This window comes from Pantoea sp. ICBG 1758 (assembly GCF_002928325.1).
In the GTDB taxonomy this organism is placed as follows: domain Bacteria; phylum Pseudomonadota; class Gammaproteobacteria; order Enterobacterales; family Enterobacteriaceae; genus Pantoea; species Pantoea eucrina.
Genome location: NZ_POWL01000001.1, coordinates 25,394 through 45,190, shown reverse-complemented (window position 1 = coordinate 45,190; position 19,797 = coordinate 25,394). Strand labels below are relative to the sequence as shown.

20 protein-coding genes are annotated in these 19,797 nt (G+C 57.8%); 4 read left to right on the top strand and 16 right to left on the bottom strand.

What is annotated here, in order from left to right; all coding sequences use genetic code 11:
• Positions 1 to 32: 32 nt before the first annotated feature.
• The 9 genes from C1Y41_RS00240 to proB all read right to left on the bottom strand — a co-directional run bounded on the left by C1Y41_RS00240 (position 33) and on the right by proB (position 7,408).
• Positions 33 to 1,778, bottom strand: a complete 1,746-nt coding sequence (locus C1Y41_RS00240; RefSeq protein WP_104084605.1) for an amylovoran biosynthesis protein AmsF — start codon at positions 1,776 to 1,778, stop codon at positions 33 to 35.
• Positions 1,779 to 1,832: 54 nt separating this feature from the next.
• The gene (locus C1Y41_RS19960) at positions 1,833 to 2,021 is read right to left on the bottom strand and encodes a hypothetical protein (protein WP_128083791.1); all 189 of its coding nucleotides are present in this window, start codon (positions 2,019 to 2,021) and stop codon (positions 1,833 to 1,835) included.
• Entirely contained in the window at positions 1,984 to 2,277 is a 294-nt protein-coding gene (locus tag C1Y41_RS00235) for a hypothetical protein (RefSeq protein WP_039382893.1), read from the bottom strand. The genes C1Y41_RS19960 and C1Y41_RS00235 overlap by 38 nt, the downstream gene beginning before the upstream one ends.
• Positions 2,274 to 2,618: a hypothetical protein gene (locus C1Y41_RS00230; protein WP_175540454.1), complete on the bottom strand. Its 345-nt coding sequence runs from the start codon at positions 2,616 to 2,618 to the stop codon at positions 2,274 to 2,276. The genes C1Y41_RS00235 and C1Y41_RS00230 overlap by 4 nt, the downstream gene beginning before the upstream one ends.
• A 2-nt stretch (positions 2,619 to 2,620) precedes the next feature.
• A complete protein-coding gene (locus C1Y41_RS00225; protein ID WP_039382888.1) occupies positions 2,621 to 3,088 on the bottom strand; it encodes a glycoside hydrolase family protein in 468 nt (155 codons plus the stop codon).
• Positions 3,089 to 3,264: 176 nt separating this feature from the next.
• A complete protein-coding gene (locus C1Y41_RS00220) occupies positions 3,265 to 3,543 on the bottom strand; it encodes a hypothetical protein (protein WP_071668492.1) in 279 nt (92 codons plus the stop codon).
• Between the two features lie 413 nt (positions 3,544 to 3,956).
• Positions 3,957 to 4,688, bottom strand: a complete 732-nt coding sequence (locus tag C1Y41_RS00215; protein WP_039382885.1) for an XRE family transcriptional regulator — start codon at positions 4,686 to 4,688, stop codon at positions 3,957 to 3,959.
• A 352-nt stretch (positions 4,689 to 5,040) separates the two neighbouring features.
• On the bottom strand, positions 5,041 to 6,294 hold the full coding sequence (proA, locus tag C1Y41_RS00210) for a glutamate-5-semialdehyde dehydrogenase (protein ID WP_039382883.1): 1,254 nt from the start codon (positions 6,292 to 6,294) through the stop codon (positions 5,041 to 5,043).
• 10 nt (positions 6,295 to 6,304) lie between these two features.
• Positions 6,305 to 7,408 (bottom strand): glutamate 5-kinase, encoded by a 1,104-nt coding sequence (gene proB / locus C1Y41_RS00205; RefSeq protein WP_039382881.1) that lies wholly within the window; start codon positions 7,406 to 7,408, stop codon positions 6,305 to 6,307.
• Between the two features lie 244 nt (positions 7,409 to 7,652).
• Between proB and ompC the strand changes: the two genes are divergently transcribed.
• Positions 7,653 to 8,747, top strand: coding sequence for a porin OmpC (gene ompC, locus C1Y41_RS00200; protein WP_104084604.1), 1,095 nt, complete (start codon positions 7,653 to 7,655; stop codon positions 8,745 to 8,747).
• 67 nt (positions 8,748 to 8,814) lie between these two features.
• On the opposite strand, the gene crl is transcribed toward ompC, so the two are convergent.
• The 3 genes from crl to gpt form a co-directional block, all read right to left on the bottom strand.
• Entirely contained in the window at positions 8,815 to 9,216 is a 402-nt protein-coding gene (crl, locus tag C1Y41_RS00195) for a sigma factor-binding protein Crl (protein WP_039382877.1), read from the bottom strand.
• 109 nt (positions 9,217 to 9,325) lie between these two features.
• Positions 9,326 to 10,573, bottom strand: coding sequence for an esterase FrsA (frsA, locus tag C1Y41_RS00190; protein ID WP_039382875.1), 1,248 nt, complete (start codon positions 10,571 to 10,573; stop codon positions 9,326 to 9,328).
• Positions 10,574 to 10,694: 121 nt separating this feature from the next.
• Positions 10,695 to 11,153 (bottom strand): xanthine phosphoribosyltransferase, encoded by a 459-nt coding sequence (gene gpt, locus C1Y41_RS00185; RefSeq protein WP_007887137.1) that lies wholly within the window; start codon positions 11,151 to 11,153, stop codon positions 10,695 to 10,697.
• A 253-nt stretch (positions 11,154 to 11,406) separates the two neighbouring features.
• On the opposite strand from gpt, the gene pepD reads away from it, so the two are divergent.
• Entirely contained in the window at positions 11,407 to 12,867 is a 1,461-nt protein-coding gene (gene pepD / locus C1Y41_RS00180; protein WP_039382873.1) for a beta-Ala-His dipeptidase, read from the top strand.
• 41 nt (positions 12,868 to 12,908) lie between these two features.
• Here the strand turns inward: pepD and dinB are convergent, their stop codons facing one another.
• On the bottom strand, positions 12,909 to 13,964 hold the full coding sequence (gene dinB / locus C1Y41_RS00175) for a DNA polymerase IV (protein ID WP_071668489.1): 1,056 nt from the start codon (positions 13,962 to 13,964) through the stop codon (positions 12,909 to 12,911).
• A 244-nt stretch (positions 13,965 to 14,208) separates the two neighbouring features.
• Here dinB and dpaA point away from each other — a divergent pair, with 244 nt between their 5' ends.
• The gene (gene dpaA, locus C1Y41_RS00170; RefSeq protein ID WP_039382866.1) at positions 14,209 to 14,952 is read left to right on the top strand and encodes a peptidoglycan meso-diaminopimelic acid protein amidase; all 744 of its coding nucleotides are present in this window, start codon (positions 14,209 to 14,211) and stop codon (positions 14,950 to 14,952) included.
• Here the strand turns inward: dpaA and C1Y41_RS00165 are convergent.
• Together C1Y41_RS00165 and lpcA are read right to left on the bottom strand one after the other, a co-directional pair.
• Entirely contained in the window at positions 14,923 to 15,690 is a 768-nt protein-coding gene (locus C1Y41_RS00165; protein ID WP_039382863.1) for a class II glutamine amidotransferase, read from the bottom strand. The two genes, dpaA and C1Y41_RS00165, sit on opposite strands and share 30 nt — an antisense overlap.
• Before the next feature lie 48 nt (positions 15,691 to 15,738).
• Positions 15,739 to 16,317, bottom strand: coding sequence for a D-sedoheptulose 7-phosphate isomerase (gene lpcA / locus C1Y41_RS00160; RefSeq protein WP_065650032.1), 579 nt, complete (start codon positions 16,315 to 16,317; stop codon positions 15,739 to 15,741).
• 242 nt (positions 16,318 to 16,559) lie between these two features.
• On the opposite strand from lpcA, the gene fadE reads away from it, so the two are divergent.
• Complete coding sequence (gene fadE, locus C1Y41_RS00155) at positions 16,560 to 19,004, top strand: acyl-CoA dehydrogenase FadE (protein WP_104084603.1); 2,445 nt, start codon at positions 16,560 to 16,562, stop codon at positions 19,002 to 19,004.
• Positions 19,005 to 19,067: 63 nt separating this feature from the next.
• Here the strand turns inward: fadE and C1Y41_RS00150 are convergent, their stop codons facing one another.
• Positions 19,068 to 19,763 carry a hypothetical protein gene (locus tag C1Y41_RS00150; protein ID WP_104084602.1) on the bottom strand — a complete coding sequence of 232 codons (696 nt, stop codon included), beginning with the start codon at positions 19,761 to 19,763 and terminating at the stop codon, positions 19,068 to 19,070.
• Positions 19,764 to 19,797: the final 34 nt, after the last annotated feature.

Sequence of the window (19,797 nt, the reverse complement as noted above, 5' to 3'; positions counted from 1 at the left end):
CGAGGCCGGAGCCTCGCCAAAACGTGCTGGTTTTAATCGTAATAAGGTAACTTACGATCAACACCGTTGATATTGACCAGCACAAAGCCCGAAGGGGCCGTTTTATTGGTGGGATTACCCGCTGCCGTCGCGACAGTGAGCACCCCTTTCTCATTGGCACCAATGCCTGCTACGCCGTTATGAAAACCAAAGCGTGCCGCTGGCTTCAGCGTGCCCATTTTGGTGGTATCGGTCACCACCGAAAAGTCAGTCTGGAACAGCGAGCAGGAGCCTGACTCAAAACGCGTTGGCCCGGTGGTTTTCAGGTTAATCAGCGTATCACCGCTTTTGGCGCGCAGCTTAACCCACACCACCGCATAGGTGGTGCCGACCCGGTTGTAGCGGATATCCATCACCGCAGGCTGGCCCATATGCCAGGCGTCAGCCCAGACGGTATCCAGCCGCTGCAGGTTGATCCAGGTTTTACCGGTGCCGGCCATATTGACCGGCGACGCCGCCGTGCCGGTGGGCTGGGTCGCATCCGCTTTACCAATCAGCTCCATCACCCACTGCTGGTTCGCCACCGGGAAAAAGAGCTGTCCCAGGCGATACCAGTTATCGGTATCGGTGTTATTGGTGACTTTATGGCCGCTGTAGTAACCCGTGCGCAGGGAGCCGGTGATAATAGTGCCGTGGTTCTCCTCACGCCGGTAGCCATACTCAAACGTCGAGAGCCAGCGCGTGCCCGCCAGGTCGTTGGAGATAGTGGCACCCGACTGCAGGCCAATCTGGCGCATGATCACGCGGGCGTTATTGAGGTTAAACGGCGAGCCGCAATCCTCAATGTTCAGCGTATCGATGGTCCAGCCGCCGTCGGAGAGATCGCCAGGGTTACGCGTATGCTCAATCCAGACGTTACGCATAATGCCCTGCGTCACGCGCGGCATATAGAGCGTGGCGTCACCGTAACCGGTCTGGAAGTTACAGTTGCAGATCTCAATCGCGGTGGAGTGGTCCCACTTACCTTTTGGCGAGTTTGACCAGCCGATGTCGAATACGCGCCCGTAGGTCCACAGGGTGTAGATCTGGTCAAACTTACTGTCGAGGGTATCCAGCACTTTAATGACGGTCCCGCCGCTATTCTGCGCGCGGAAACAGTAGATATTTACCGTAGAGCCTTCGATGCAGGTGTTTTCGAAGAAGGGCTGCACGTTGGTACACAGCTCGGCTGTAATGGTACCTGTGTTGGCGGTGGTGTCGGCGGACGCCTGACCGTGCCAGGTAATCCCCTTGATCGCGGTGCGGCGCGCCTTCACTTTGAACACCGTATTGGCGCTCTTGTCGGAAATGATCGTGGTACGCGGCAGCGAACCCAGCTCCACATCATCCCCCTGCAGGCCAAAGAAGGCGACCTCAGTATCACTGATATCTATCGGGTTAATCAGGAATTTACCGCCCGGAAAGCGCACCGGCAGATCGCGGATATTGCCGCTGTAGCCCTGGGTCCACGCCAGCATGCGTTTGAAGGGTTCGGTGTCATTGGCGTAGCCATCTCCCTTCGCACCAAAGTGGTAGACGTTGAGGTCTGCCGGGTCGTTGATCACGCGCTTCCAGTAGAAGCCATTACCGACCGCCAGCGTACCGCCATCGTCAGCCGCCGTGGTCGTCCCGATAAAACCGGTAAAGTCACCGCCACCGCGAAAGTTTGAGTCCGCATTGTAGCGGCGCAAAAACGCAGAATCGCCGTTTTTAGCAGGTGCAGTGGTACGCAGTTCAGCAAATGAATTAACTTCGATCATGTCAGCCTCCTCGGCTTATACAGGGGTATTGGAATAGCGTCAGAAGGAGCGGCGTTAGCGTGCCGGCGTGCGGCAGTGCCGATCCCAGAGGTCGTTGTGATTGTTAATGGCACGCACGGTGCGAATATCCATGCGATCGGCGTCACTGCCGTGGGTATAAATGGGTGAAAACAGAGAGCAGGCGGAGTCGATAACGACCGGCGCCTCAGGGCTGGTGGTACTTCGATTGCTGCAGCTTGTCACGAGCGGCAGCATCATCAAGATTACTGTTGCTGATTTCCACACGTCGGGCCTCCTCACGCAGCTGCTGCTGCTGCTGGTTAACCGCTACCGCCTGCGCCGCTGTTTTTTCTGCGCGTTCGGTGTCTGCTTTAGCCTGCTGCTGCACTTTGCCGATCTTTTTACCGCCAGCGTAGCTGGCTACCAGCGCGGCGATGATGCCGAACAGCGCCGCCAGCCAGTGCCAGCTGCCCGCCAGCAGGGAAAGAAGAAAACTCATGATTTTTCCTCCAGCGCGCTGCGTTTTTCCGCCAGATTTTTCTGTCGCACAAACTGCGCCATAACGCCCATTGCCACCATAAAGGCACCAATTAACCCCAGGTAGTTGTGCGGCAGAACCTCTTTGACGTCCGGCGGCAGCGCATTCCAGGCATCGAGCGCGGAAGCGGGAAAAGATTGCGCCCACGCGCTGAGCATGGAGCCGAGTGAAGCGAGCCACACTGACCAGGTTTTAAACAGCAGGCGCGCGTGTTTAACAAACTCCAGCGTGGTGAAGCGCTGCAGCAGGAGCAGCAGTATGATTGCCGCCAGTACCGCAATGATGAAGATCATCCACTTCATGTTCATAGCAGCCCCCGGTAGATGTCATAGGTGCCGCTGCGCATCGCTTCCGCATGCCGCCGGGCGCGTCCGGCGGTCTGCCGCGCCCAAAGGCTATCCAGCATGGCATTCGCTGCGGCGTCAAAGTCGCCCTGCGTGACCGAGGTGAGCATGCCGCGAAACAGCGCAAGCCCCTCCACGCCCATCTGATACGCCATGCTAATCAGCACGTCACTGCGGGCATCGTTGCACTTCAGCAGCGCCTGGCGGATCAGTTCGCGCTGTTGCATCTCCTGCACTTTTTTCTCCACAATGCACTGCTTCCAGACGTCCCCGACGCGGCGCGGCACCTGAAAGATGTAGTTGCTCAGCGAGGCGCCCTTTGGTCCGATGCGGATGCCGCCCGCCACGGTGGGAAAGCCCTGCGTATCCAGATAGGGCGCTTCGCGATAACCCTCTTCAAAATTTAAAATGGCAATAATCTGGCTCATATCCGTTCCTTCTTTGAGGCGCAACACGGAGTACGCTGCGCACAGGGTCAGCACACTTAAACGTCACTGATCGGTCAGCCATTCGCGCACGCCAGATTCAAGCGCAACGCTCAAGCGTGGTTAAACAGTGAGCAATGTAAAAACGTTCCGTTCAGAACTGGAAAAGCAGGAGAAACTTAACGGGTAGCGTAGAGATGAACGTGGGGTAAACAGCAGTTATCGAAACTGGCGCTTTCACTGTGCGAGCGTCCCGGCGCCAGTACGGCACGCTCTACTCTGGATCGAATCTCCCGCTGACAGATACGTTCAGCAGTGCGCAGCGTGACGTCATCGCATTCGAGCCCGAGTGCGTTGTCGATAGTACGGTTCAGACGTGCGAGTGGCTGGCGTCGTCGATGACGCCGGGTTCGTGCATTACCGGTAAACGCTGATTTGCCATATTGGATAATCGCCATAACTCCTCCTGTGAATGAGTTTTTGGCGATGGGGTGGCAAACGCGGCCTTCCGGCAGAGGCCGGTGCGTCCGGTGTGCCACTGGAATCACCCACAATCCGCTTTCCCGGTCGTTAAAAAACGGCCAGGAAAAAGCAGAGAGAAGTGAAGGCAGGAGACAACTGACAACGCTGCTGAGTGCGTATCCACCCCATCCCAAAATACACTGATTTTGAGTGGGTAGTTTCGCGCTTGTGCAGCGCCTCAATTGTTTAAGAGCGGGCCCATCCGGGGGCAACGATTTCGTCCATCTATGGTCAAATTATTAACATGTTCTAATACTTTGGCAAACACCAACAGTTAATTTTTTATTTACCAGCAGTTAAATTTATGATTTCAGCCGGGTTATTTTTTTCTGCCGATGCCGGCAACGGCTCAGCCCAGGATCTGATAATCACGTGCCTGGCTCATGATAACGCGGGCGATCACCTGCAGAGAATCGGCTTCATCCAGCGTCAGATACCAGGTCTCATAGCGCTTGTTATCTGAGATAACGGCCACTTTTTTATGCTGCAATTGCAGGCGTTTGAGATAGAGCTGATCGTCAAGCGTAAACAGATAAATTCCATCGCCATCAAAGTGATGTACGCTGATATCGACAAACAGCTGATCGCGCGGTGCGAAGGTGCCGGCCATTGAATCGCTGTTCAGCGCAATAAGCCGGATGCTTTCTGCCGGGCGGCCATTAAACAGCACGCGCGCCTCATCCAGACCATATTCTATCGCCTGAATGGTCTCTACCAGCTCATCGCGCGCGGCAATGCCCTGCGCGCTGCGCTGGCCGATATCCAGGCTCTCCACGCGGAACATATGCCCGGCGGAGAGCAGACGCTGCTGCGAAAGCCCGGCATCCGGTTTCTCCATACCAAACTGCAGCCACTCCACGCGCACGCCCAGCAGATCGCTTAGCGCTAACAGATTCCCGTCATCCGGAATCGACTGACCGTTGAACCATTTCCATACCCCCGGCGTTGAAATTTTGCATCCTCTTTGCTGCAACGCCTGTGCAACCTGTTTGTTTCGTCCATGTCCGACAATTCCCGCACTTTCGCATGCGGCAATCAGCCTGGCAGTAAAAGCGTGTTTTGTACTCTCTTTTTTAACCATCAGTTAATTGTCTGCCATCAGTAAAAGACTGAATGTTATTTTGGTTTTTGCTACCAGTTCATTTTATATTACCGCTAGTTTACTACCCACGCGATATTATCAATGAAGCTGGAGGATCATTATCCTCGCCCGTCTGCGCTAAACCAGCAATGAATGTGTGACAGCTTGTTCTGACTGAGGTTTTCAGGAATCTTCTGTTAAACCCGGACCAGCGCTTACACAAAAAAATGGGTGAAAAGCGGCTGACGCGCCACAGATGACAGATAAATTTCAGAAAGCTGTGATATTGAGTGGATCTAAAGCAAAAAAAATGGGTACCTGTACAGGTACCCATCTGAGGCGGGCAGGACGGCTAGCGGCGCAGCGTATCGTCGCCCCAGCCAATCCATTTGTAGGTGGTCAGCGCTTCCAGCCCCATCGGACCGCGCGCGTGCAGTTTTTGCGTACTGACTGCCACCTCAGCGCCCAGACCAAACTGGCCGCCGTCGGTGAAACGGGTACTGGCGTTGACGTAGACCGCAGAAGAGTCCACCTGCTGAACAAACGCATTCGCGTGCCGGATGCTGCGCGTCAGAATGCCGTCGGAGTGCTGGGTGCCATATTCACGAATGTGCGCAATCGCCTCATCCATGTCCGCTACCCGCTTCACGTTGAGATCGTTTGACAGCCACTCATCGCGATAGTGCGCCTCGCTCACTGCGACGACGCTGGCCGGCCCTGTCTGCAGCTGCGCCAGAATATTGGCATCGCCGTGCAGCGTAATATTTTCCTGCGCCATACGCTGCAGGAAAGCTGGCAGGAAACGATCGAGTTGATCCTGATGGATCAGCAGCGTCTCCAGCGAGTTGCAGGCGCTCGGCCGCTGTTTTTTGGCGTTAACGATGATCTCAAGCGCCGGCGCGATCTCCATCGTCTCATCAAGATAGAGATGGCAGACGCCGATACCACCGGTGATCACCGGGATAGTGGAGTGTTCACGGCACAGCTTATGCAGCCCTGCCCCGCCGCGCGGGATCAGCATATCGACATAGCGATCCAGCTTCAGCAGCTGACTGACCAGCTCGCGATCCGGATTTTCAATCGCCTGTATGGCCCCGGCTGGCAGGTTATGTTTTACCAGCGCACGCTGAATGACTCTGACCGTGGCCGCATTGGTGCGCCATGTCTCTTTACCACCGCGCAGGATGGCTGCGTTGCCGGTTTTCAGGCAGAGAGCCGCCACATCAACGGTGACGTTCGGACGCGCTTCGTAAATAACGCCCACTACGCCGAGCGGCACACGACGCCGTTCAATACGCAGGCCGCTGTCGAGCTGGCCCCCGTCAATAAGCTGTCCGACCGGATCGGCCAGCTGGCAGACCTGCCGCACATCATCGGCGATACTCTTCAGCCGCTGCGGCGTCAGCGTCAGGCGATCGAGCAGTGCCGCGCTCATGCCGCTCTGCCGCGCGTCGGCCAGATCCTGTTCATTCGCCGCCAGAATCTCTGCGTGATCCGCCTCCAGCCCTTCAGCCAGGGTGAGCAACACCTGATTTTTCTCTGCGGTGGAGAGCGCCGCCAGCGCGTACGATGCCGCCCGCGCCGCCTTACCCATTTCCTCTAACATTTTCTGCTCCTTAGCTGACAACCATGTCGTCGCGATGCACGGCAACCGGGCCATATTCATAACCGAGAATATCACCGATCTCCTGGCTGTGATGTCCGGCGATCATGCGCATCGCATCGCTGTTGTAACGCGTCACGCCGTGGGCGATATCGCGTCCCTGCAGGTTGCGGATCCGGATCACCTCACCGCGTGAGAAATTTCCCTGCACCTCGCGGATGCCTTTAGGCAGCAGCGAACTGCCGCGCTCCAGCACCGCCGCCAGGGCACCATCATCAATGGTGATTTCGCCGGCCGGCGGCGCGCCGAAGATCCAGCGCTTGCGGTTCTCCAGCGGCGACTGCTGCGCGTGAAAGCGCGTGCCGACCGGTTTGCCGTTCAGCACATCGCTAATCACATCGGGACGGCTGCCGGCAGCGATAATCACATCGATGCCGGCGCGACAGGCGACATCCGCAGCCTGCAGTTTGGTTGCCATACCACCGGTGCCTAATCCTGACACGCTGCCGCCCGCCAGTGTCCGCAGCGCATCATCAATCTGGTGCACGTCGCTAATCAGCTGCGCCTCCGGATTCGTGCGCGGATCGGCGGTAAACAGCCCCTGCTGATCGGTCAGCAGCAGCAGTTTGTCCGCTCCGCCCAGCATTGCCGCCAGCGCCGAGAGGTTGTCGTTATCGCCAACTTTAATTTCCGCCGTAGCGACCGCATCGTTTTCGTTAATCACCGGAACGATGTGGTTATCCAGCAGCGCGCGCAGCATATCGCGCGCATAAAGAAAGCGTTCGCGATCTTCCATATCCGCGCGCGTCAGCAGCATCTGCCCGATATGGATGCCATAAATAGAGAACAGCTGCTCCCACAGCTGGATCAGACGGCTCTGCCCCACCGCAGCCAGCAGCTGCTTTGAGGCGATGGTCGGTGGCAGTTCGGGATAGCCAAGGTGTTCACGTCCGGCCGCAATCGCGCCGGAGGTGACAATAACAATGCGATGTCCCGCCGCGTGCATTTGTGCACACTGGCGAACCAGCTCCACCATGTGCGCCCGATTCAGCCGGCGCGAACCGCCGGTGAGAACGCTGGTACCCAATTTGACCACCAGGGTCTGACTGCCACTCATATTTTCCTGCCATCTGAGAAAAAATCCGCGAACGGACGTTTTATCAGGAGTCAGCAAGGAAGCCAACAGCCACGCCGGGAAAAGCGCGAATTTCCGCAGGCCAGTCAGCACAACTTAACCGCCTCGTTCACCCCGATTGCGCAAATCTGTCATAAAACCTTCATCAGCGATCGGTAAAACGTCCCGTGTTTTACAAACCTTTTCACGGGTACATACTTTTTTTACTCATCGGGATTGATAGCAAATGAAGAAAAGCACACTGGCACTGGTTGTTTCCGCACTGGCTTTGGCCACAACGGCACAAGCCGCAGAAATTTATAATAAAGACGGCAACAAACTGGATCTCTACGGTCGCGTAAAAGGGATGCACTATCTCAGTGACAATGCAGGCGCGGACGGTGATAAAACTTACGTGCGTCTCGGTTTTAAAGGTCAGACGCAGATCAACGATCTGATGACGGGTTACGGCCAGTGGGAATATCAGTTTCAGGGCAACCGCTCTGAAGGCAGTGACGCGAACAACGGCAACAAAACCCGTCTCGGCTTTGCCGGCCTGAAATTTGGCGACTATGGCTCAATCGATTATGGCCGTAACTACGGCGTGCTGTATGACGTGGAAGCCTGGACCGACGTTTTCCCTGAGTTCGGGGGTGACGGCACCGCGCGCACCGATAACTTTATGGCGGCGCGCACGTCAGGCGTGGCAACCTACCGCAACAGTAATTTCTTTGGTCTGGTGGATGGCCTGCGCTTCGCCCTGCAGTATCAGGGTAAAAACGACGCCGACAGCGCAAACAGCCGCGGCAGCGCAGCGGATACCAGCACCCAGAACGGCGACGGCTACGGCGCATCCCTGGGCTACACCATTGGCGATAGCGGCGTCAGCCTGATGTCAGCCATTACCTCATCCGATCGCACCAGTCAGCAGCAGCAGGCCGGCCTGCTCGGACGCGGCGACAAAGCGGAGTCCTGGGGAGCCGGTATTAAATATGATGCCAACGCCCTCTACCTGGCGTCCATCTACACCGAGACTCGCAACATGACGCCAATCGGCACGCGCGGCTTTGCCAACAAAGCGCAGAACATTGAAATGGTGGCGCAGTATCAGTTCGATTCCGGTCTGCGTCCGTCACTCGGCTATGTACAGACCAAAGGCAAGGATATTGAAGGCGTGGGTGATGAAGACCTGGTGAAATATGTTGATCTGGGCCTGACGTACTACTTCAATAAAAACATGTCGACCATGGTGGATTACAAAATCAATCAGCTGGATGACAACAACAAGCTGGGGCTGAACAATGACGATGTGGTTGCCGTTGCGCTGACCTATCAGTTCTGATTACCCGCTGCGGTATCGACACCCTGACAACGCAAGAGCCGGCGCATGACCGGCTCTTTTTTTTACGTTATGCGCTCAGCTTAACCGGCTCTTCTTTAAAACCAGCTGCGGGACGCAGATCGAGCTTCTGCTCGTGCAGCATCGCTTTCAGCCGCTCATGAAAGTTACGCAGGGTGCTCTCTACACGCTCGTTGTTCTCTTTACCTTTAATGGTTGTCACACTCCAGTCGCCCTCTTTATCAAACAGGCCGAAGTGATATTCGTAGGTAAAGTGATCGCTGTGCGCATCCAGCGTCATCCACCAGCCCCAGAACTCGCGGCTCTCCGGTGCAGGCTTTACGTTAACGCAGGCAGCCAGGCAGTCAAAAAAGAAACGCGTATCTTCGCATTTTCCTTCACGGATGTACGGCCCCAATTCGGTGAAGCGCTTAAGCAGGCGACTACGGGGGTGACCACTCGGTAACGTCATGCTAATTCTCTCCCTCAAATAAACCGTAAAAAAAGCAGCGCGCTGAGCAAAAGGCGCAGCGCGTAATATGCCGACATTAAGTTTTAGCAGAGGTTTTGTGTTTTGCCAGTTACCGCTGCAACTGTTTGCTGAGCCAGTCACAAATCTGATTCAGCGCTTTCTCAAAACTGTGAAATACCGGTGAAGCCGGAATAGCCAGCGTTTTGCCCTGCGCCGACGAACCGGCAATCAGGCGTGAGTCCTCCTCCGGGCTGAAAAGATCGTCCGGCCAGTAAGCGGCCAGCATCGGCACCGGGGTGCGGCGTCCCAGCAGCCCCTGTACCTTCAGCGAATAGCGATTCAGCTCAATGCGCAGGTTGCTGTCGGACGTTGACGCCATACCCAGCCGGCTCGCCAGCATATCCATATACATGTCCGGCAGCTGCTGCTGACGCGCCGCGTCAACAAACACGCCGTGTACCATCGCGCCCAGCGTGGCCACGGCACGGATACGCGGTACTTCAAGCCAGGCGAGTCGGGTCGCAATATTGGCACCAAAGCGGTAGCCAAACAGCGCCACGCGGGTGTGATCGATCCACGGCACGTTGCTGAGCTCGCGCAGAACCTGCTGATGCAGATGGCTGGTGTCCTGGTTTAGCGTCCATTTACTGCTATAGCCAACCGATGGCATATCCAGCGTCAGCATAGCGATACCGCGCGGGGCCAGGTAGTCATGAAACAGCCGATAGTGATCGCTCTGCAGCGAATCAAGCCCCCCGCACAGCATCACGGTGGGATAAGGTGCGCTGGCCTGCGCCGGCATATGCAGAAACCCGGTAACCGGGCTGCCGCCACTGACGGGAAACGTCAGCGATTTCAGCTCGCCCGGCAGCCGCCGGGTCGCCTCTTCATAGGCGCGATTAGCCAGCACCTGCGCCTGATCGGCCAGCTCATCGCCTTTAATGTAGGGATAGGCCGCGAGGCTGTAGAGATTCGCCGCATGCAGCCACTGCTGGCCCGCTTCATCATGCTGCTCGCTCTGCATCGCCCGCTGCTGCCAGAGCGCCGCCTGCTTTGACCACTCAAAATTCCAGTTGCCGCCGCGATAGCCGATTACCGTATCCAGCAGCGCCTCATCGGTGTGTTCAAAGCGGCTGACGGCGATGCGCGCCAGGACTTCGCTGATCTCCTGCGGTGACAGGCCGCGCCATGTCCAGAGCAGCTTGTTAAGCATGCGATACCAGCCGCGCTGAGTATCCCCCTCCAGCGCGTTATGCACCTGTGCGGTAGCGTGATGCTGGCGGCGCACCAGGGAAGAGGTTTCGGGATGTTTAAAACGCGGCTTGAATAACTCTTCGCTAAGATTTTTTTCGGCCATCTGATGGTTTCTCCTGCGGCGGTCGCATAGATGGCTATGAGTTTACTGCACCCGCCCCGGCTGCGCGAGGCGCGAATAGCACAACGCCCGGCTTAACCGGGCGTTGTTTGCGTTGCATCAATCAGCTTTTGACGATTGGCGGAATATAGACCACGCCCATGTCCCACGGCTGTTCGATCCAGGTGTTCTGCGGGATATCCACAATGTAATCATCCACCAGCGCGCGGCCAGCAGGCTTGGCGAAGATGGTGCAGAAACGCGCTTTCGGATACATATCACGGATCGCCTGCGCAGTGCCGCCGGTGTCGACCAGATCGTCGATAACGATAAAGCCTTCACCGTCGCCTTCGGCGCGCTTCAGCACTTTCATTTCGCGCTGGTGATCGTGATCGTAACTGGAGATGCAAACGGTATCGACGTAGCGAATACCCAGCTCACGCGCCAGCAGCGATGCCGGAACCAGACCGCCGCGGCTTACCGCGATGATGCCTTTCCACTGTTCCACAGGAAGCAGGCGCTGGGCCAGTTTACGGGCATGAATCTGCAGCATGTCCCAGGTTACGACGTATTTTTCGCTCATAAAAGGAATCCCAACCACCAAAAGTGGCTTAAAAATATGCAAGGGGGAAAAGGTTGCGCGAGATTATAAGGATCTGACGCGTTAAAAACCAGCATCCGTCACACTGGTTGCAGGTTTTTAGCGCGCCTGATGACGCGCCTGCGAATAAAGGGTGATATTCTCTGGCTCATCACGTCAGATGAGCTGACGGCGATCTTAAACCGGAAACTGCGTGCGAGCGGCCTGTCCGCCACGCTGATACAGGAGACGCGTTGTGTCTGAATTGTCTCAACTCTCCCCGCAGCCGCTGTGGGATATCTTCGCCAAAATCTGCTCCATTCCCCACCCTTCTTATCATGAAGAGGCGCTGGCTGAATATGTGGTCAGCTGGGCCAAAGAGCAGAATTTCTGGGTCGAACGCGATCGGGTCGGTAATATTCTGATCCGCAAACCTGCCACGCCCGGCATGGAAAACCGCACGCCGGTTGCCCTGCAGGCGCACCTGGATATGGTGCCGCAAAAGAACAACGATACCGCCCACGATTTCACGAAAGATCCGATTCAGCCGTGGGTGGACGGCGAATGGGTGAAAGCGCGCGGCACCACGCTGGGTGCAGATAACGGTATCGGCATGGCGTCAGCGCTGGCGGTACTGGCTGACAACAGCCTGACGCACGGCCCGCTGGAAGTGCTGCTGACCATGACCGAAGAGTCGGGCATGGATGGCGCGTTTGGCCTGCAGCCGGACTGGCTGCAGGCAGAGATCCTGATCAACACCGACTCTGAAGAAGAGGGTGAGATCTACATGGGTTGCGCGGGCGGCATCGACTTTATTACCACGCTGCCGCTGAGTCGCGAAGCGGTGCCAGCCGGCTATGAAACGCTGAAGCTGACGCTTAAAGGTCTGAAAGGCGGTCATTCCGGTGCGGATATCCATCTTGGTCTCGGCAACGCGAACAAACTGCTGGCACGTTTTCTTGCCGCTCATGCCCGCGAGCTGGATCTGCGTCTGATCGACTTTACCGGCGGCACGCTGCGTAACGCGATCCCGCGTGAAGCCTTTGCCACGCTGGCCGTAGAGAGCCACAAAGTAGACGCGCTGAAATCTGCGGCGATGCACTTCCAGGCGATACTGCTCAACGAGCTCGGCAGCAAAGAGAAGCATATTGTGCTGCAGACCGAGCCGCTGGCGCAGCAGGCTGAGGCGCTGAGCGCGGAGAGCCGCGATCGCTTTATCAACCTGCTCAACAGCACCCCTAACGGCGTGATCCGTAATTCAGACGTGGCGAAAGGCGTGGTTGAAACCTCGCTGAACGTGGGTGTGGTCAGCATGGATCAGGCTAACGCTGAAATCATCTGCCTGATCCGTTCGCTGATCGATACCGGCAGAGAGTGGGTGGTAGAGACGCTGACCTCGCTGGGCGCGCTGGCGGGCGCGCAGACTGCGCCAAAAGGCGGTTATCCGGGCTGGCAGCCTGACGCTGACTCACCGGTCATGGCGCTGACGCGCACCACCTACGAAGCGCTGTTTGGCAAAACGCCAAACATTCAGGTGATCCATGCCGGTCTGGAGTGTGGCCTGTTCAAGAAACCGTATCCGCATATGGATATGGTCTCTATCGGACCGACCATTACCGGCCCGCACTCGCCGGATGAGCAGGTGCATATTGAGAGCGTTGGCCTCTACTGGAAGCTGCTCACTGCGCTACTGAACGCGATTCCGGCAAAAGCGTAATCGATGCCGCTCCCCTGTCCGCTTGCCGGGCGGGGGAGATTTCAGAGTCCCAGCAGCAGCTGACGCTCCAGCTGCGGGTCCACCAGCGTAACGTGCAGTCCCACCAGCCTTACTCCGCGATCTGCCCGACGCGCCTCCCAGACCTGACGCGCCACCGCCACCATATCCTCTTTATTCAGCACCGCCCAGACGTGCTCCTGCGTGGTCTGCTGAAAATCGCTGAACTTAAATTTCACCCCCTGCCGGGCGATCTGCTTATCTGGCCGGATAGCCCCCAGACGGCGATCCAGCTCCGCATAGAGGTAGTCGATAATCGGCAGGCACTGCTCCCAGTGGTGGATATCTTCCGGCAGCGTACGCTCTACCCCCAGCGACTTACGTTCACGTTCGACGATCACTTCGCGGTCATCGATTCCGTTGCTGCGTTCCCAGAGCGAGCGGCCAAACTTTCCGAACCGCTTCAGCAGCAGCGCCAGATCGGCGCGCTGCACGTCAGCACAGGTACGCAGCCCCATCTCTTCCAGCTTTTTGGTCGCCACTTTGCCCACGCCCGGGATCTTGCTGAGCGGCAGCTCATGCAGAAACGCCGGCACCGCCTGCGGGGTGATCACATACTGGCCGTCAGGCTTATTAAGGTCGGAGGCGATTTTCGCCAGAAATTTGATCGGTGCGATGCCGGCTGACGCGGTCAGTCCGGTTTCGCGCAGAATATCCGCGCGGATCGCCTGCGCCATCAGCGTCGCCGACCCCTGGCAGTGCAGACTGCTGGTGACATCCAGATAGGCTTCATCCAGCGAGAGCGGTTCAATCAGCGGCGTGTAGCGGAGAAAGATGTCGCGGATCTGTCGCGAGGCTTCTTTATAGGCGTCAAAGCGTCCCGGCAGCAGGCGCAGGTGCGGACAGAGACGCAGCGCGGTCGAGGTCGGCATGGCGCTGCGCACGCCATATTTGCGCGCCGGATAGTTAGCGGTACTGATCACTCCGCGCTGAACGCGGTTGCCGCCAATCGCGATAGGGATATCCCGCAACGACGGATCGTCACGCATCTCAACCGCTGCGTAAAAGCAGTCCATATCGACATGAATGATTTTGCGCATACCCCCTCCGGACACTGGCTAAGTATACAGTAGCGAAGGCGTTGAGCAATCGTCATCGGCACCGATGCCGCGCCTGAGCGCTTTTACTCCCCGATGCATCACAACTTTGCGCCATTTTGTTGCCCGCTATCTTGATTAAAAGCCAGACAATGTTAATGTTGCGCAGCGATAGCGGATATTTCCGATAATGCAACTGAGTGACGCTGCGCGTCTGAGTTTTTCTTCACTTCAAGGTACACACAGAATGGGCAGAATCGCACTGCTGTTCGCGATGATTCTTATGCCAGTCCTTAGCTGGGCAATCACACCTGAACCCGCACAGCCGCTGGCTCCGGTAAGCAAAGAGTTAAAAAAACAACTGCTGGGTACACCGGTGTTTATTCAGATTTTCAAAGAAGAGCGTACGCTGGAGCTCTATGGCAAAATCGGTAATGAATATCGCCTGCTGGACAGCTATCGCATCTGTAATTTTTCCGGCGGACTCGGTCCCAAGCGCCGCCAGGGCGACTTCAAAAGTCCGGAAGGTTTCTACAACGTCAAACTCAATCAGCTGAAACCTGACAGCCGCTTTTACCGCGCCATCAATACCGGTTTTCCTAACCAGTACGATCGCAGCAAGGGCTATAACGGCAACTATCTGATGATTCACGGCGACTGCGTTTCCGTAGGCTGCTACGCCATGACCAACGGCTCAATGGATGAGATTTTCAACTACGTTAATGCGGCCCTGCGTAACGGCCAGCAGGAGATGCAGCTGAATATTTATCCGTTCCGCATGACGGAAAGCAATCTTCAGCGTCATCGCTATTCGACCTACATCGATTTCTGGCGCGAACTGCAGCCGGGCTACGCCTATTTTGCTAAATATCACGTACCGCCCAGCGTTAACGTCACCGCAACGGGTCAGTATGCGGTGAACAACACGCCGGTACTTTCTGCACCGGACGCGGCGTCCAAATCATTCCTGGCGCTCACCCAGGCAAAATAGTGCCCACTCGCCTGGCGCTATCCGGTGCCAGGTTTCATTTCCGGTCAGCGGCTGCGTGGCGATAACCGTCACCACATCATGCGGCGTGGTCTGCTGCTGGAAATCGATCTCTACATCCTGATCCAGCAGGCGCGCTTTACCAAACGGCGCGCGCCGCGTGATCCAGTAGAGATTGGTGGAGCAGAACGCCATCAGATAGCGACCATCCGATAGCAGCATATTGAAAACGCCCTTTTCACGCAGCTCGCCGGCGATTTCAGCGATATAGCGGAACACGGCGGGCCAGTTACCTGGCGTGCGCGGATAGCGCGCCTGCAGCTGTGAGAGGATCCAGCAAAACGCCTTTTCACTGTCGGTCTCCCCCACCGGGCGGAAGTGGCCGCTGTCGAGCTGGCGATAGCCTTTAAGCTGTCCGTTGTGCGCGTAAGTCCAGTTGCGGCCCCACAGCTCGCGGGTAAACGGATGCGTATTCTCCAGCGAGACTTCGCCCCGGTTTGCCTGACGGATATGCGCGACCACCGAGTGCGATTTGATCGGATACTCCTGCACCAGGCGGGCAACCGGTGAATTTACGCTCGGCAGCGGATCTTTAAATGTGCGGCACCCTTTACCTTCATAAAAGGCGATACCCCAGCCATCTTTATGCGGTCCGGTACCGCCGCCGCGCTGCACCAGTCCGGTAAAACTGAAACAGATATCCGTAGGGACATTGGCGCTCATCCCAAGCAATTCGCACATAGCTTCCCCCCTTCTCACCCCTCCCGGCATGCGGGAAGGCAGCGTAAATTACTTAACCATCTCTTTTTCAATCAGCAGCATCAGGATATGGATCACTTTAATGTGGATCTCCTGGATGCGATCGGCATAGCCAAAATGCGGAACCCGGATCTCAATATCCGCACTGCCCGCCATTTTGCCGCCATCTTTGCCGGTCAGGGTGATCACTTTCATTCCCTGCGCGCGCGCGGCCTCAATCGCTTTGATGATGTTAGCGGAGTTGCCGGAAGTGGAGAGCCCCAGCAGCACATCGCCTTCGCGCCCGACCGCTTCCACGTAGCGCGAAAACACATGGTCATAGCCGAAGTCGTTGCTGACGCAGGAGAGATGGCTGACATCAGAAATCGCAATCGCCGGGTAGCCAGGACGATTTTCGCGATAGCGGCCGGTCAGCTCCTCGGCAAAATGCATCGCGTCACAGTGCGATCCCCCGTTACCGCAGGAGAGCACTTTTCCGCCCGCTTTGAAACTATCTGCCAGCAGCACCGCAGCGCGCTGAATAGCGTGGATGTTCGCGTCGTCACTCAAAAATCGGGTCAGGGTGTCGGCGGCTTCGTTGAGTTCCGAGCGAATGATGTCCTGATACATAAGAGATGTCCTTTAGCGGAGAGGTTAACCCGGCAAGTTTAACGGAATGCCACAGGGGCGCAAAGCGCTGGCAGCAGTGAAAACGCGTCTGCCACAGCGTAGCCAGGCGATAAATGCGCCAGCCGCGATGATTTTGTGAGCCTGGTTGTAATTGTGATGTAAAGGAATTGCTTATTAAGAGCGGCTGCTCTAAACCTGTGACTAACAGGTCAGACCTCTTACTACTTACGGAGCGATTCACTATGCTGCTGGTTTCCATTGTGGCGACGCTACTGCTGGTTAGCGCCCTCTTTTATCATCAGATATCTCTGCGTCTGAGCAGCGCCATCCTGCTGCTCTGGACCGCTGCCATGGCCTTAACCGGCCTCTGGAGCGCCTGGTTGCTGCTGCCGCTGGCGCTGGTCCTGCTGCCGCTTAACCTGACGTCGCTGCGCCAGCGCCTGTTTTCAAAACCAGCCCTGCGGGGCTTTCGTAACGTCATGCCGCCGATGTCACGCACAGAGCAGGAAGCGATCGATGCCGGCACGACCTGGTGGGAAGGCGACCTGTTTCAGGGCAAGCCGGACTGGCAGAAGCTGCACAACTATCCGCGCCCGCACCTCACCGCTGAGGAGCAGGCGTTTCTGGATGGTCCGGTTGAGGAAGCGTGCCGTATGGCAAACGACTTCGCGATTACTCATGAGCTGGCCGATTTGCCGCCGGAGCTGTGGGCCTATCTGAAGCAGCACCGCTTTTTCGCCATGATCATCAAAAAAGAGTATGGCGGACTGGAGTTTTCCGCTTATGCGCAGGCGCGCGTGTTGCAGAAGCTGGCTGGCGTCTCCGGTATTCTGGCAATCACCGTCGGCGTACCGAACTCTCTGGGACCGGGCGAACTGCTGCAGCATTACGGTACTGAGGAGCAGAAAGATCACTATCTGCCCCGTCTGGCACGCGGCGATGAGATCCCCTGCTTTGCCCTGACCAGCCCGGAAGCGGGTTCTGATGCGGGCGCCATTCCTGATACCGGGGTGGTCTGCATGGGCGAGTGGCAGGGTCAGCAGGTGCTGGGCATGCGCCTGACCTGGAACAAACGCTATATTACGCTGGCACCGGTTGCCACCGTGCTGGGCCTGGCGTTTAAACTCTCCGATCCCGATGGTCTGCTGGGCGATAACCCGGAGCCGGGAATTACCTGTGCACTGATCCCGACCCATACGCCGGGCGTGGAGATTGGTAATCGCCACTTCCCGCTCAACGTGCCGTTCCAGAACGGCCCGACGCGCGGCAACAACATTTTCGTGCCGATTGACTATATCATCGGCGGCCCGGCGATGGCCGGTCAGGGCTGGCGCATGCTGGTCGAGTGCCTCTCGGTCGGGCGCGGCATCACCCTGCCCTCTAACTCCACCGGCAGTCTGAAAAGCGTGGCGCTGGCCACCGGCGCTTATGCGCACATCCGCCGTCAGTTCAAAGTGGCGATTGGTAAAATGGAAGGTATTGAAGAGCCGCTGGCGCGTATTGCCGGTAATGCTTACGTTATGGACGCGGCCGCCACGCTGATCACCACCGGCATTATGCAGGGTGAAAAGCCCGCCGTGCTCTCTGCGATTGTGAAGTATCACTGCACCCACCGCGGCCAGCGCGCCATTATTGACGCGATGGATATCGCGGGCGGCAAAGGCATTATGCTCGGAGATAACAACTTCCTCGCCCGCGCCTATCAGGGTGCGCCAATCGCCATTACGGTTGAGGGCGCTAATATCCTGACGCGCAGCATGATTATCTTCGGCCAGGGTGCCATTCGCTGCCATCCCTGGGTGCTTAAAGAGATGGACGCGGCGGCGAAGAACGATCTCTCCCGCTTTGACCACGCGCTGTTCAGCCATGTCGGTCACGTCGGCAGCAGCGCGGTACGCAGCCTGTGGCTCGGCCTGACCAACGGCCGCACCAGCGCCGCGCCGACGCGTGACGCCACGCGCCACTACTATCAGCAGCTTAATCGTCTGAGCGCGAACCTGGCGCTGCTCTCCGATATCTCCATGGCGGTGCTCGGCGGCAGCCTGAAGCGGCGCGAGCGCATCTCTGCCCGCCTTGGCGATGTGCTGAGCCAGATGTATCTGGCCTCCGCCACGCTGAAACGCTATGACGAAGAAGGCCGCCATGAGGCCGATCTGCCGCTGGTGCACTGGGGCGTGCAGGATGCGCTGCATCAGGCAGAAGTGGCGATGGACGATCTGCTGCGTAACTTCCCGAACCGTCTGGCCGCCGGTGCGCTGCGCCTGGCTATCTTCGCCGGCGGCAAACGCTGCCTGCCGCCGTCAGACAAACTTGATCATAAACTGGCGAAGCTGCTGCAGCTGCCTTCTGCCACCCGCTCCCGCCTTGGCCGCGGTCAGTATCTGACGCCAGCTGAGCATAATCCGGCGGGCCAGCTGGAGCAGGCGCTGCAGGATGTGATGGCGGCAGAAGTGATCCACGATCGCCTCTGTCAGCAACAGAAAAAGCATCTCTCCTTTACCCGCCTTGATGCGCTGGCGCAGCGGGCGCTGAAAGAGGGGCTGATCGACGAGAGCGAAGCGCAGGTGCTGATCCGCGCAGAAGCAAGCCGGCTGAAAGCCATTAATGTGGATGAGTTCGTGCCGGAAGCCCTGGCCGCACCGAAGCCACAACCCCGGCCGCGGGCGCAGCCCAGCGAAGCGGCATAATCCCGACACCCGGTGCCAGACGCCTCCTTACGGAGGCGTTTTTTTTTTTGCCTGCGCCAGCGCCTACGCGGCCTGGCGAATGCGGGCAACCAGCGCCTCTTCATCCGCAATATGGTCAGCGGCCAGCATCAGGGTGCGCCCCAGCGCCAGCGCGCTGTGCAGACAGGCGTTGCGCATCTCCTCATCATCGATACCGGAAAAATCACTCAGCGTGATAGCGCTGAGGCTGCGCCGGATCAGCGCTGCACCGCTGTAGCCGAGAGCGTCATGCCAGACCGACTGCAGCAGCAGCTGGTCACATCCGGGCCAGCTGAAGAGCGCTTCGCTGCCGACCCGGCGGCGAAAGCTGGCGGAAAATCCGCGCCACAGCTGCTGAACTGCCTGCAGATGCTGCTCGCGCGCATCGGCGGCTTCGCGCAGCGGCAGCTGGCCGGGGGCAGCGCAGTAGTGGATCAGCAGATCGCTTAACGCCCCGCTGACGGCAAAACCGACAGGCGCAGCGCAGCCGTGCTCAGGCAGCTGCGTTTCAGGACGGGTAAGGAAACGCCAGCGCAGTACACCGAGGATTTGCTGCAGCGCCTCATCCTGCTGCAGTTCGGCCGCCAGCGCCTGCAGGGTAACCGGCACCGTCGCGGGCTGCCAGTTGAACAGCTGTTCCGCCAGCCGGCGTGCCGCTCCGTCATTTATCCCGGTTGATGCCGCCAGCAAAGTCTGCGCCAGCGCCTCGCCGACGGCGCTGTTGTCATGAGGTTGTGCCATTACCTGCTCCTGTAAAAGCTGCATTTAGCCATCT

What these genes read in the sequence shown, in the direction of transcription:
- C1Y41_RS00240 (WP_104084605.1), bottom strand. Translation starts at nt 1,778, where the DNA reads ATGATCGAAGTTAATTCATTTGCTGAACTGCGTACCACTGCACCTGCT.
- C1Y41_RS00235 (WP_039382893.1), bottom strand. Translation starts at nt 2,277, where the DNA reads ATGAGTTTTCTTCTTTCCCTGCTGGCGGGCAGCTGGCACTGGCTGGCG.
- C1Y41_RS00230 (WP_175540454.1), bottom strand. Translation starts at nt 2,618, where the DNA reads ATGAAGTGGATGATCTTCATCATTGCGGTACTGGCGGCAATCATACTG.
- C1Y41_RS00225 (WP_039382888.1), bottom strand. Translation starts at nt 3,088, where the DNA reads ATGAGCCAGATTATTGCCATTTTAAATTTTGAAGAGGGTTATCGCGAA.
- C1Y41_RS00220 (WP_071668492.1), bottom strand. Translation starts at nt 3,543, where the DNA reads ATGGCGATTATCCAATATGGCAAATCAGCGTTTACCGGTAATGCACGA.
- C1Y41_RS00215 (WP_039382885.1), bottom strand. Translation starts at nt 4,688, where the DNA reads ATGGTTAAAAAAGAGAGTACAAAACACGCTTTTACTGCCAGGCTGATT.
- proA (WP_039382883.1), bottom strand. Translation starts at nt 6,294, where the DNA reads ATGTTAGAGGAAATGGGTAAGGCGGCGCGGGCGGCATCGTACGCGCTG.
- proB (WP_039382881.1), bottom strand. Translation starts at nt 7,408, where the DNA reads ATGAGTGGCAGTCAGACCCTGGTGGTCAAATTGGGTACCAGCGTTCTC.
- ompC (WP_104084604.1), top strand. Translation starts at nt 7,653, where the DNA reads ATGAAGAAAAGCACACTGGCACTGGTTGTTTCCGCACTGGCTTTGGCC.
- crl (WP_039382877.1), bottom strand. Translation starts at nt 9,216, where the DNA reads ATGACGTTACCGAGTGGTCACCCCCGTAGTCGCCTGCTTAAGCGCTTC.
- frsA (WP_039382875.1), bottom strand. Translation starts at nt 10,573, where the DNA reads ATGGCCGAAAAAAATCTTAGCGAAGAGTTATTCAAGCCGCGTTTTAAA.
- gpt (WP_007887137.1), bottom strand. Translation starts at nt 11,153, where the DNA reads ATGAGCGAAAAATACGTCGTAACCTGGGACATGCTGCAGATTCATGCC.
- dinB (WP_071668489.1), bottom strand. Translation starts at nt 13,964, where the DNA reads ATGCGCAAAATCATTCATGTCGATATGGACTGCTTTTACGCAGCGGTT.
- dpaA (WP_039382866.1), top strand. Translation starts at nt 14,209, where the DNA reads ATGGGCAGAATCGCACTGCTGTTCGCGATGATTCTTATGCCAGTCCTT.
- C1Y41_RS00165 (WP_039382863.1), bottom strand. Translation starts at nt 15,690, where the DNA reads ATGTGCGAATTGCTTGGGATGAGCGCCAATGTCCCTACGGATATCTGT.
- lpcA (WP_065650032.1), bottom strand. Translation starts at nt 16,317, where the DNA reads ATGTATCAGGACATCATTCGCTCGGAACTCAACGAAGCCGCCGACACC.
- fadE (WP_104084603.1), top strand. Translation starts at nt 16,560, where the DNA reads ATGCTGCTGGTTTCCATTGTGGCGACGCTACTGCTGGTTAGCGCCCTC.
- C1Y41_RS00150 (WP_104084602.1), bottom strand. Translation starts at nt 19,763, where the DNA reads ATGGCACAACCTCATGACAACAGCGCCGTCGGCGAGGCGCTGGCGCAG.